At 41.3% G+C, this 13,483-nt stretch carries 6 protein-coding genes; 5 read left to right on the top strand and 1 reads right to left on the bottom strand.

Annotated features, from left to right (window positions below):
* Window positions 1-39 precede the first annotated feature (39 nt).
* On the bottom strand, window positions 40-636 hold the full coding sequence (locus QQL36_RS26630) for an AraC family transcriptional regulator (RefSeq protein WP_321567346.1): 597 nt from the start codon (window positions 634-636) through the stop codon (window positions 40-42).
* Window positions 637-1,463: 827 nt separating this feature from the next.
* Between QQL36_RS26630 and QQL36_RS26625 the strand changes: the two genes are divergently transcribed.
* The 5 genes from QQL36_RS26625 to QQL36_RS26605 all read left to right on the top strand — a co-directional run bounded on the left by QQL36_RS26625 (window position 1,464) and on the right by QQL36_RS26605 (window position 13,476).
* Window positions 1,464-5,561 carry a two-component regulator propeller domain-containing protein gene (locus QQL36_RS26625; RefSeq protein WP_321567345.1) on the top strand — a complete coding sequence of 1,366 codons (4,098 nt, stop codon included), beginning with the start codon at window positions 1,464-1,466 and terminating at the stop codon, window positions 5,559-5,561.
* Between the two features lie 434 nt (window positions 5,562-5,995).
* Window positions 5,996-9,151 carry a TonB-dependent receptor gene (locus tag QQL36_RS26620; protein WP_321567344.1) on the top strand — a complete coding sequence of 1,052 codons (3,156 nt, stop codon included), beginning with the start codon at window positions 5,996-5,998 and terminating at the stop codon, window positions 9,149-9,151.
* Between the two features lie 76 nt (window positions 9,152-9,227).
* Window positions 9,228-10,754, top strand: coding sequence for a RagB/SusD family nutrient uptake outer membrane protein (locus QQL36_RS26615; protein WP_321567343.1), 1,527 nt, complete (start codon window positions 9,228-9,230; stop codon window positions 10,752-10,754).
* Between the two features lie 22 nt (window positions 10,755-10,776).
* Window positions 10,777-11,994 (top strand): glycan-binding surface protein, encoded by a 1,218-nt coding sequence (locus QQL36_RS26610; protein ID WP_321567342.1) that lies wholly within the window; start codon window positions 10,777-10,779, stop codon window positions 11,992-11,994.
* A gap of 30 nt (window positions 11,995-12,024) precedes the next feature.
* Window positions 12,025-13,476: a cellulase family glycosylhydrolase gene (locus QQL36_RS26605; RefSeq protein ID WP_321567341.1), complete on the top strand. Its 1,452-nt coding sequence runs from the start codon at window positions 12,025-12,027 to the stop codon at window positions 13,474-13,476.
* The last annotated feature ends 7 nt before the right edge of the window (window positions 13,477-13,483 follow it).

The following is a 13,483-nucleotide window of genomic DNA, read 5'->3' as shown; positions in this document are numbered from 1 at the left end:
AAGTACAGCGTAGGAATATTATGGAATAAGACAAAAAGGTCAAATTGCTACTTGACCTGGTGTATGGCCGAAGGCCAGCTTGTACCTGCGGATAAAGTAAGATACATCTTCAAATCCACTCCTATAGCAGGCTTCCTTCACGGATAGACGCTTGTGTTGCAGAAGGTATTTGGCTTGTTGTAAACGTTTTTCGATCATCCATTGACCAGGACTACAGCCCACGTTCTTTTTGAACCATCGTTTAAAAGTGCTCAGACTCATGTTGTGAGCGCTGGCGTAATATTGCAGCTGCATACGGTCAGTAATATGGCATGCCATGGGACTGAGCAGGATATCCGCATCGCCAAGCAGTAGGTTCAGGCTTACGAAAGGCTCCCTCTTCACAAGGATATCAGAATATAATATGGAATTTTTCGGAACGAAAAGCGCATCACCAGTTTTCATATCATATTGTTCACCGTTCAGGAAAACCACTTTCCGGCCTTCGCGTACGTAGGTAAGTGCAGCGTAAGGCATAAAGAACGCATCCTCGGAAGAACGGTGGTACTGGCAGAAAGCCATGTTCATTACGCCATCAGCATATAATAGTTCTACCTTTGCCCTGCGCTGGTTGAAGTTTTCATATAACCGGATCATAGAACACAAATTACAAAGTATTCCGATCAAATTCCAGTTTTCCCTGAGTTTTGATATGAACATCTCCTAATGGGGGCGGCTTCTGGACACTTTCCCGTTATGACCAAAAGTCCTTGTACAATAAAAAGCCCACTGTAACCGAAATGATGTCAATAAAAAAGATGCTTTGTGGAATTTTGGAAGCTAACGGTATTGTGTGTTTGGCCTGTTGTAGAAATGGTGAGCAGAACCGGGAATAGAATTAAGAGGAGGGATTTCATGTTAAATAATTGAATTGGCATAGTAGAAATTATCTGTGGGAAGCCCCAAGCGAAGTCTGCATATTAAAAAAAAAACTAGCTGATACGTTAATGACTATTTACCAGGCTTGATGCCGGGAATAGATCAATAATTTCAAAATAAATAGAAAAGTTTGTACAAAAAACACTTAACATGAAACCACTAATTGCTTTTAGTGAATTTTAATCATGTTGTAAAATTAATTACTATGTCAATTGAAATTACCTTTTTGGAAAGCAGTATCTGGTTTTCCCAATATAAGCATTAAAATTTCGGCACATCAATGATAAATTGATAGCCAGTTTTAAGTAAAGAAAAGTCCTGTTAAAGCTGTTATATAGGTAGAATAATACATATCGGAAATTTGTTTCCCTACGAAGAGTTGGTTCTTTATTTTTTTATTGTTATTTTGACACCTTTTTTGAAGTGATATTTCAGCTTTTTTATGAAACTCATACTTCTGTTAAATTTATTAGCTCCTATATTACGAGATTGTAGACCTGGTTTTAGTTGGAAAACGCAATTTTTTAAATGTCAAACCTGATGCAATGCGTTACCTTTTCTGGATTATTCCGTTTTTACAATCTCTTTCTGTTTTAGCACAAAGCGAACATTATAATTTTTCCAGGCTTAATACCTATAACGGTCTGTCACATAATCAGGTGACCGCATTGTTAAAAGATCGGGACGGGTTTTTATGGTTTGGAACTACGTATGGCCTTAATCGCTATGATGGATATTCCTGTAGAATTTTTCGTAAAGATCATAATGACAGTTCTTCACTGAGGGACAACAATATATTGTCACTTTATGAGCTTCCGGATAAAAAACTATGGGTGTCAACAATGGGCGGTCCCTGTATTTATAATCCGGATACAGAGAAGTTTAATACCAACTATGATAACTATTTACATTCCATCGGTTTGCCATCCGGTGCTATTTCTAATATAGTAAAAGGAAACAACCATAGATACTGGTTCCTGTATGAAGACAAGGGTTTGTTTTTGTACTCGGATAGTGATAAAGTTGTAAAGCCATTTAAGCAGAAAGTTGTTTCTCTTACTGAAAAGATTACTTCCATAAATGAAACAAAGGACGGAAAGTTGTGGCTGGTATATCAATCCGGTTTTTTACAGGAATATGACATCCATCAGGACAAAATAATTTCTTCCACCACTGCTTTACAGAAACGGCATAAAGGTGATAACTTCTATCGTCTTTTTATAGATAATGATGGCGATATCTGGCTTTGGGGGTACAACTTTGGCATTTTTCTTTTTCACCCGGCCGATAATACCATCAGTCAGTTTGATAAGCATTCTTATCCAACCAGATTGAATTCAGAACTGGTCAGCCAGGTTGTGCAGGATAGTAATGGTTTGATCTGGGTCGGAACCGATCATGGAGGGGTAACGCTGATCGATAAGAAGAACGGCCTCAACACCAGTTATCTGGTAAATAACCCCAATGATCCTAAGAGCATCAGCCAAAACAGTATCACTACCATGTATAGGGATGATCAGGGAATTATTTGGCTGGGAACCTACAAGCAAGGCGTGAATTATTATAATAGTAATATCGTTCAGTTTTCATATTATCATCACCAGGAATTAAATGCAAAAAGCCTGCAATTCGATGATGTAAACCGGTTTGCTGAAGACAAGGTAGGTAATATCTGGATTGGTACCAATGGCGGAGGATTGATTTATTTTGACAGGAAAAATAATACTTTCAAACAGTACCTGTACGATCCCCAAAATAAAAACAGCCTAAGCGAAAATGTAATAGTGAGTTTGTGGATAGATGATGAAGATATACTTTGGATAGGAACTTACCTGGGAGGGCTCAATCGTTTCGACGGTGAGAAATTCACCCGATACCGGCATAGTGACAATGATTCTTCAAGTCTGGCAGATGACAAAGTCTGGGAAATTTTTGAAGACAGCGATCGGAATTTGTGGATCGGCACATTGGGAGGGGGACTAGATCGTTTTGACAAACAAACAAATCAGTTTCATCATTATAAAAGTGGAAAGGGAGTTTTACCTTCCGATTATGTTTCCGCTATGATGCAGGATAGAAAGGGCAATTTATGGATTGGGACAGCCTCAGGTATTGGGGTGATGGAAAAGAATAAAACTGCGGCTGTTTTTTATCAGGATACAAATAAGAGGAATAGTTTGAGCGATAATGGTATTATCTGTCTTTTGGAAGATAGTAAGGGACGGATTTGGGTAGGAACCAGAGAAGGTCTGAATTTGTTTGATGATCAAAAAAAGGAGTTTCAGGCATTCACAATAGCTGACGGTCTTCCCGATAATATGATCCTGAATATTCTTGAGGATAACCATCAAACGCTTTGGATTTCCACGCCTAATGGGCTATGTAACGCCATACCGCACCAGGATAATAACCATGTTGTTTTTTCTGTCATCAGTTATGATGCCACCAATAACCTGCAAAACCGTGAATTCAACGATAACGCAGCATTAAAGACGAGCACTGGCGAATTGATCTTTGGCGGACCCTCGGGCTTTAACATTATTAATCCTGCTGTTATCAATAAACCCGTTTATCATCCTAAGATTGTTTTCACCGGTTTTCAGATATTAAATAAGAATGTTGAACCCGGAGAATCCGTCAACAACCGGGTGCTACTCAAACGTTCTTTATCTCAGCTTCAAAGTATTGACCTGAAATATAAAGAAAATGTTTTCTCTATTGACTTTGCTGCCCTGGATTTTTTTCATAATGCATATGATAAATATGCATACATGCTGGAAGGATTTAATGAAGACTGGTTGTATGCCGATGGCAACCAGCGGAGAGCCACCTATACAAATCTTAATCCAGGTCATTATGTTTTCAAAGTAAAAGTTTTGAACAGGGCCGGATTGTGGAGTGATGTAAAAACACTGCAGATCAATATTGAACCCCCATTTTGGAGAACTTCTATCGCTTATATTATATACCTGTTGATCATTACTGGATTGTTTTTGCTTATCCGGCGTATTACATTAGACAGGATACATATGCGCTTTGAAGTTCGGCAACAACGCACAGAAGCAGAAAGAGCACATGCACTGGAACAGGTAAAGACGAAATTCTTTACCAATGTAAGCCACGAATTCCGCACGCCGTTAAGCCTTATCATAGCGCCGTTGGATAAGATCATTAAACAGACTGTGGATGAAGAACAGGTTAAACAATTAAATCTGGTACAGCGTAATGCTAAACGCTTATTAAATCTTGTAAATCAGCTGCTCGATTTCAGGAAGATGGACGTACAGGAAATAAAATTGCATCCCTCAATAGGTGATATCGTCAGATTTTGCAAGGAAACCAGTGATTCTTTTACGGATCTTGCAGAAAAAAAGACGATCAGATTTTCATTCTCGTCTAACATAGATAGCCTGGAGGTTTACTTTGATAAGGATAAAATTGAAAAGATTTTATTCAACCTGCTGTCCAATGCTTTTAAATATACGCATGATAACGGAACGGTAAGCGTTAAACTGACGTATAAACAACCGGAAAATAGTGAGGACGATGGAACGCTGGCTATCGAAATAGAAGATTCAGGTATTGGTATCCCCGCGGATCAACAGGCAAGGGTATTTGAAAGGTTTTTTCAGACAGATGTTCCGGAGAGCATGGTAAACCAGGGAACCGGTATAGGCCTGGCCATCACAAAAGAGTTTGTAAAATTACATAACGGCATCATCACTGTTAAAAGCGAACCAGATCAGGGTACCTGTTTCACAGTATTGCTTCCCGCAAGAAAAATATATGTTGCTTCAGGTAGAACCTTAACTAGTCCCATATTCTCAGAAGATGGGGAGCAAATAGTAGTTGAAACGCATAAAAAAGGTGACAGGAAGAAGACAATACTCATAGTTGAAGACAATGAAGACATACGCTTTTATTTAAAGGATAACCTGAGAGGGGAGTATCATATTGAAGAAGCCACAAATGGAAAGGAAGGCTGGGAGAAAGTAAAACTGTTAAATCCTGATCTTGTGGTAAGCGACATCATGATGCCCTTAATGGACGGTGTTGAGTTCGCCAAAAAAATTAAAAGCGAAATGCTCACCGCACATATTCCTGTCATACTGCTCACTGCCATGGGAAGTGAAGAAAAACAACTGGAGGGGTTGAAAGCAGGCGTAAACGATTACATTACGAAACCATTCACCTTTGAGATCCTGGCTTCACGCATTAATAATTTGCTGGCCCAGCAAAGATTATTGCAGAAAAGGTTCCAAAAGCAGATTGAGGTCAATCCCGGAGAGGTAACTATAACCCCCGTAGACGAAAAATTCCTTAAACAGGCATTGGAAATTATTGAAAATCAAATAGACAACGCGGAATTTTCAGTGGATGAGTTCAGTAAGGAAATGTATATGAGCAGGGCTACCTTATACAGAAAGATACATTCGCTAACCGGCAAGTCGCCGTTGGATTTTATACGTTCGATCCGCTTGAAAAGAGCTGTTCAATTGTTTGCTAAAAGTGGATTGTCTATTTCTGAGGTGGCATACCAGGTAGGATTTAATGATCCCAAAATATTCCGTAAGCTTTTCAAAGAAGAGTTCAAAACTACACCTTCCGAGTATGTGGAAAACCTTAAGAATAAAAGTCTTTAATAACCTGTTCATCGAAATATTACCTATGATATTCAGTCATTTGTAACATTTGTCCCCCCTTGTTGAATCATTTGACCCCCCTGTTTCCGACAACTTCAGAATAGCTTTACAATATTCAATCCACGTATATGAAACTACAATTGCTGCTACTTCGCTTGCCGCCCTATGTCTCGTATGGAGACTTATTGGCAAGTCCATCTGCCTATATTGCAGATCCAGATCACCTGTTTCCTTTTTTAATCCCTTTACTTAATCGTTCACCTCAGGTTATTGAATCTGAGGTTCTTACAAATCATATAAGAAAAAGTGACTTATGAGGACAGCGCAAACCATTGCCGCGCTCCTGTCAACTATGTTCTGACTTTATAAAATGTCCTCCTCGCTGAAGAATGTCAGCAGAGGATCATCATCCACGTACGTTAAAATTATGAAAAATGAAGTCAACCAAAATGATTCGCTTGCGAATACTACCGCTATTGGGTATCCTTTTGGGATTCCTGTCTGGTATAAACCTCTCCGCACAAACAACCAAAATTAATGGTAGAATCATCAGTAAAGATAAATCGTCTCCAATTCCGGGAGCGACCGTTACCTTAAAAAATACAAGCCGTTTCGCTATTACCGATGAAAGCGGAAGGTTTACGATAGATGCTTCTACTGGAAGTGTATTAGTAGTTTCCATGATTGGTTACCAGAAAAATGAAATTTTTGCCAAAACCACCTTCGTCGAAGTAGAAATGACTGAGAATATTTCACAGCTGGAAGATGTGGTAGTAATTGGTTATGGCAAAGTAAAACGGCCAGACGTTACCGGCGCCATCTCTTCGGTTTCCGGTGAAGAGATTCGTAAAACACAACCAGTAACCCTGGACCAGGCTTTACAGGGAAAGGTTTCCGGATTAGTGGTTCAACAAATATCAGGTCAACCAGGTGGAGCTGTGTCTGTACAGATCCGTGGCTTGTCTTCTTTTGGCGGAGGTTCTCCGATGTATGTAATAGATGGAATCATCATTGGCAGTACAGCTTCATTGGGCTCGGGAGTGAATCCATTGGCAGGGCTCAATCCTTCTGAAGTTGAGTCTATTGATGTGTTGAAAGATGCATCCGCTACAGCCATTTACGGTTCACAGGCAACAAATGGGGTAATAGTAATCACCACCAAGAGAGGACAGGTGGCTCCGCCTAGTATTTCGTATGACATGTATGCAGGCTACCAGCAAATACCAAAAAAGTTGCCTGTGATGAATTTAAGGGAATACGCAACTTTTATAAATGAAAGGAATACAGGTTTAGGATGGGGATTTGACACCCGGCCGGAATTTGTAAATCCAAAGTACCTGGGTGAAGGCACTAACTGGCAGGAAGAACTTTTCAGAAATGCGCCGATGTCCAACCATACTTTAACTATTAATGGAGGAGATGTAAGAACACAGTATCTGCTGTCAGGGTCTTATTTCAACCAGGAAGGTATTGCCCTTGGCTCCAATTTCAGAAGGATTTCATTAAGACTCAATCTGGACAATAGAACAACCAGTTGGTTAAAAATTGGTACCAGCCTGCAATTAGTTAGTATGAAAGAGAGTGTGAATTCGACCAGCTCGAATGTAATTAACACTGCATTAAGTCAGACGCCCGATATCGCTGTAAAAAATGAGGACGGTAGCTGGGGAGGGGCTTATAATCCGAATGGATGGGTGAATAGTACCGTGAACCCTTATGCGATAGCCCTCATTAATAAAGACCTGGCAAAAAGGAATCAGCTTTTTGGAAATTTATATGCTGAAGTTGCCTTTACCAAAGATCTGAGCCTTCGGAATGAAGCAACAGCAAGCTTTTCGATGGCAACGCAAGATCGTTTTAACCCTTCCTATACCTTTGGCCTTGTAAAAAATAATACCAACAGCGCGTCTTACGAATATTCGCAAAATTTATATACAACGATAAGGAACTTCCTTACATATGCACATCTGTTTAAAAACAGATACAATGTAAATGTATTACTGGGACATGAAGCGCAACTTGGCACCAGTGAAGGTGTCGGTGCATCCAGATCGAATTTCCCTTCCAATAATGTGCAGGTAATCAGTAGTGGTGATCCAACCACTGCCACCAATAGCGGAAGTAAAGGACAAAATGCCCAGGAATCGTACTTTGGCCGTATTAATTTTGGTATCAATGATAAGTACCTGTTTACTGCCAATCTTCGTGCAGACGGCTCTTCAAAGTTTGCCGTTGAAAACCGCTGGGTGACTACCTACTCAGGCGCATTTGCATGGAAATTGAATAATGAAGGGTTTCTGAAAACAGTAAAGAATATTAATGAGTTAAAGTTGCGTCTGGGTTATGGATTAACGAATAATCAGAATATCCGGGATTATGCCTATACCTCCACACTGGGTACTGTAGCTACCGGGCTGACGGGCATCGCACAGCTTACCCAGAATGTAGGAAACCCTTATGTACAATGGGAGAAAACGAAATATGCCAACATAGGGGTAGACGGAACGCTGTTTAACTGGAGAATAAACTTCTCCCTGGATTTTTATAATCGCAGAACTGATGGTCTCGTCCTGCAAATTCCTTTACCTATGTATTCCGGAACAGCGATTGGTTATTCGCCAGGCTCGATGGACGCGCCGTATGTGAATGTAGGTATGGTGAATAATAAGGGCATCGATTTCAGGATCAGTTCTACCAGTATTAAGACCCAAAATTTTACCTGGAAAACTGACATAACCGTTTCCCGCAATATTAATGAAGTACTTAGGCTCAATACAGATGGCGCTTCACTGGACAAGCAGTACAACAAAACAGTTGTAGGCAGATCTATCGGCGAGTTTTACGGATATGTTATTGATGGAGGCGTATATGCAACCAAAAAAGATTTAGAAACACACGCACGACCCACTAAAAATGGCGTGCCATTGCCAGTAGGGGCTGCCGGCGGAAGCATCTGGTATGGTGATCTGAAGTTCAAAGATCTGAATGGTGACGGCATTATTGATGAACATGATCAAACGTTTCTGGGTTCTCCTATACCGAAATACCAGATTGGTTTCAATAATACTTTCTCCTATAAGAATCTTGATCTGAATATATTTTTTGCTGCAAACTTTGGTAACAAAGTTTTTAACCAGCTTCGCGTAAATGGAGAATACCCTGGTACCAGCTTTGGTTATTTCAAGTCATTAAACGACTATGCGAAAGTTACTTTAATTGATCCCGCCGGAGAAGCCACTGATATCAATAACGTAAGAGTGACTAACCCGGAAACAAGGATCCCAGGGCTTAGAAATGATAATACTAATGATAACAACAGGAATTCGGACAAATTCGTAGAGGATGGCTCCTTTGTAAGATGTAAAAATATTTCTTTAGGATATACTTTCTCTGGAAAGCAGCTTTCTAAAGCCAGCATTAAATACCTGAGGGTATATTTCAATGTCTCCAACGCATTTATCATTACAAACTATAAAGGAATGGATCCTGAGATCGGATCATGGGACCCGCTGAGTGCTGGTGTTGACGGCGGTTTTTACCCGCAGCCCCGTGTGTTTACCCTTGGTGCGAACGTAAGATTGAGCAAATAAAATATTCATCTGTTAATATATAGTTATGAGATCAATATTGAATAAAATTATTGTCTTGCTGTTAATTACGATAGCTATGACAGGATGCTCCAAAAGCTTTTTGGATCGTCCGCCCCTGTCGCAGATAAGTGCTGATAATTTTTATCAAACTTCCGATGATCTTCGGTTGGCAACTGCTGCATTGTATGCAGGTACACCATGGGCTGACTGGAATTATAATTGTTATTTACCTGTTGGCGATGTGCTGAGTGGAAATATGGCAGTTAATTTCTGGGGAGATGCTGTACAGCTTAATACTTTTACTATTACCGGATTAAACGGCATCATGATTGCCAACTGGAAAGGAATGTATAAAGTCATTGCACATTGTAATGTTACCATTAATGCTATTATTCAAAAGGCGCCGGCTTCAATTCCAGACGTGGATAAGAATGCTGCTATCGCTGAAGCCCGTTTTATACGTGGATTTGCGTATTATAATCTGGCGGTATTATGGGGGGCTGTACCCGTTATTGAAGATAACAGTAAACTGATTTTATCTCCACTGGTTAATCGTATAAAAACGGAGGACGTCTATAAGTTCGCCATCAATGACCTGACTTTTGCAGCCGGGCATCTCCCAACTACCGATGCCGCCGGAAGAGTAACTACGTGGTCAGCACAAGGTATGTTAAGTAAGGTTTATCTGACAGCATCCGGATTAAATCAGTCCGGAGGTACCAGGAACCAGGCTTACCTGGATAGTGCAAGAAAATACGCCGGGAATGTATGTAAGAACAGTGGCCTCGCATTGGTAGCTAACTATGCCGACATCTTTAAAACCCAGTTTAACGACAATCCGGAATCATTGTTTGCATTGCAATGGGCTCCGGGAGGAGGTTGGCTGGAAGGAAATATGCTGCAGATCTATTCTCCGGGAGGTACAGAAATATCTGCCAATGGCTCGGCGGGCTGGTTTGCTATCGCCCCAACCGTGGATATGTATAATCTTTACGCCACACGGGATTCTATAAGGCGGAAGGCAACTTTTATGATTAAAGGAGATTATTACCCTGAGTTGAACGCAGCAGGCGGAGGATATAAATTTGGGGGAGATGCAGGATTGAAAAAACATGTTATTGGTACAAACAAAGATAACAATGCACCAACGATGAACCTGACTTCCTCTACAGAACATAATGCTTTATTAAGACTGGCGGATGTTTACCTCATTTATGCAGAATCAATACTTGGTAACAGCAGTGTTACTGCAGACGGCGACGCGCTGCTTTACTTTAACAAAGTTCGTGAAAGAGCCGGAATGGATCCAGCCCCTATGATAGATATTGACAGCCTGATAATTGAGAGAAGAATTGAACTCGCGGCAGAGGGACAATATTGGATAGACCTGGTTAGGTTATCTTATTATAACGCTGCCAAAGCCATCAGCAAATTAAATGGGGAAAGTCGTGTAACATTTTCCATTTCGGATGGTGTGGTAACACCAAAAGATCCATTTGGCGCTGTTACGCCTGCTACCATTCAAAGCTTCACTTTTCCCATACCTTCTTCAGAGGTGACTGCCAATCCTAAACTGCTGGAAGCTCCGGTATCTTATTATTAATAATTACTAAAACTATTATACCGTGAATAAAATAATATTCAACCAGGATTATCCCAAGTGGCTGTTTTGGGCGCTTACTGCTGCTTTTGCCCTGTTGCATGCTGCCTGTAAGAAGGATTCTTTGGATGGCGCACCTGTCATAACAAACGTTAGAAATTATGCAGCTTCTCCTGCTGATACGCTTGTTAATTCCATCACTACCGGTCAATGGGTGGTGTTGATAGGACATAACTTAAAGGATGCCGTACAGATCTCCTTCAATGGCATACCCGCCACTATCAATAGCATCATGTTTTCAGATACCAGTGCTACCGTATTGGTACCCGATATAATACCGTTTCCATCGGTACCTGCGGAAAGCCTGAATACTATCAGCTATGTTACCAAACACGGAACTACCACTTTTTCATTTGCCATCGTGGCGCCTCCGCCCACTATTAGCAGCATTTCCAACGAAAATGCCCACGAGGGGGATTCCGTTTATATCTCCGGGTTAAATCTGTTTTTTATAAACGAAATAACTTTTGCCGGTACGCCAATTACCGAATATACATCAGCCAGTAATGGTACATCCATCGGATTTGTACTGCCGGCGCTTTCACATAGTGGACCCGTAGAGATCAGCACTAAATCCGGTACGGTGTTCACTACCTTTAATGTAAACGATCCTGTGACCGGCGTTCTCTGTGATTTTGATAATATCAATACTTTAAGTTGGGGTACCGGCACAGATAATAGCAGCGTCAATTTCCCAGGTAACAGGGGCTATTATGCTGTATTAAACAATGATATTCTGCCTGCCGGCGATGGCAACTGGTGGAATTGGCAACGGAGTATAAATACCAACGATGTACAGTGGATTCCTCAGGACAGTTTAGCTGTTCCGGTTGATCAATACGCTATTAAGTTTGAGATCAGTGTTCCTGCTGCATGGACAGGCACTTCTGTTTATGTAGTAAAAGGGAACTCATTTGACTATATGGCTCGCTATGAGCCTTGGCAAGGCTCAGATGGCACCATTTCTCCTTTTACAACAAAGGGTTGGCGTACTGTCACCATTCCATTATCAATGTTCAGGACCAATGACGGTAAAGGTGCGGCAGCTGAAAACCTGACCACTTTGCTGGGCAGTTCGGCCAATGGATCTGTAAATATCCATACCAGAAATTTTTCTGCCTCTCCTTCGGCCTCAGGTTTACATGCCGCCATCGATAATATCAGGGTAGTTAAGATTCAATAGTATCGAAATTTTTAACCAAATATCATAAATATGACAACCAGAGGTTTGTGTGGATTTATCGGATTAATGATTTCCGTTGTAATGTTTTCCTATTGTAGTAAAAAGAGCGTAATTACGCCTGAAGTAGCGGTTTCCTTATCTGAAATTGTTTTTGAGGCAGATGGAGGCGCCTCTGATGTAACGATCTCCAGTAACGTAGAATGGACTATTAATAATCCTGCTTCTGCCTGGTTGGCGTTAAGTCAGTCTACCGGTAATGGTAGCCAGGCTTCCGTCCGGTTGACGACCAAGCCCAATACCACTGGCGCGACCAGATCGGCTGTACTGGTGGTGAATGCAGGAAATAGCCAGATGCGCAGGATTAACATCTCACAAGCCAGTAGTTTATATCCTGGCTACAACACATCACCTGCTCCAGCCAATTCAACCGGTATGGAAAGTACCGCAGTACAGTTGGCCGCTAAATTTAAACTGGGCTGGAACATTGGCAATACCATGGAAGCTATTGGAGGAGAAACTGCGTGGGGCAATCCTTTGATTAGTGAAAGTTATATTCAATTTGTAAAACAGCAGGGATTTAATGCCATCCGTCTTCCGGTTTCGTGGAACCAGCATTCCGACAAAGCAACCGCTAAGATCCAGGATGCATGGCTCGACCGGGTAAAACTGGTGGTTCAATATTGTGTAAATAATGACATGTACGTTTTACTCAATATTCACTGGGATGGCGGCTGGCTGGATCACAATATCAACAAGGCAAAGCAGGATTCAGTCAATGCCAAACAAAAAGCATTCTGGGAACAGATTGCGACCACCATGCGTGATTTTGATGAGCACCTGATGTTTGCCAGCGCCAATGAACCTCCGGCTGAAAATGCGGAGCAAATGGAAATACTCACCGGGTATCATCAAACCTTCATCAATGCAGTTCGCTCCACTGGTGGACGTAACAGCTACCGGGTTCTTGTGGTCCAGGGGCCGTCAACGGATATTGACAAAACCAATAACCTGATGAATACACTCCCCACAGATATCGTGAAAGATCGCATGATGGTGGAAGTCCACTACTATACACCATACCAGTTCTGTTTAATGGAAGAAGATGCGTCCTGGGGTAAAGTATGCTATTACTGGGGGGCAGGACATCATTCTACCATTGAACCTGATCGGAATGCCACCTTCGGAGAAGAAAGTGACGTAAACAAATCCTTTGGTAGTATGAAGACCAAATTCACTGACAAACAAATTCCTGTTATATTGGGCGAATATGGAGCCTACAGGCGAAACGGGAGTAAGTATGTTCCTAAAGATCCAGCCACTCACAACGACGCGGTGGATTATTGGTTGACCTATGTAACCAAACAGGCACTTGCCAATGGTATGAAACCCTTTTTCTGGGATACAGGCGGTGCTTTGGACAGGAGAAATAATACAGTGCTTGATAAACGTACAATTGATGCCCTTGTTGCCGGTGGTCATTAAAAAATCT

It is taken from the genome of Chitinophaga sp. LS1 (assembly GCF_034274695.1).
GTDB lineage: Bacteria > Bacteroidota > Bacteroidia > Chitinophagales > Chitinophagaceae > Chitinophaga.
This window is presented reverse-complemented; position numbering and strand designations above follow the sequence as displayed.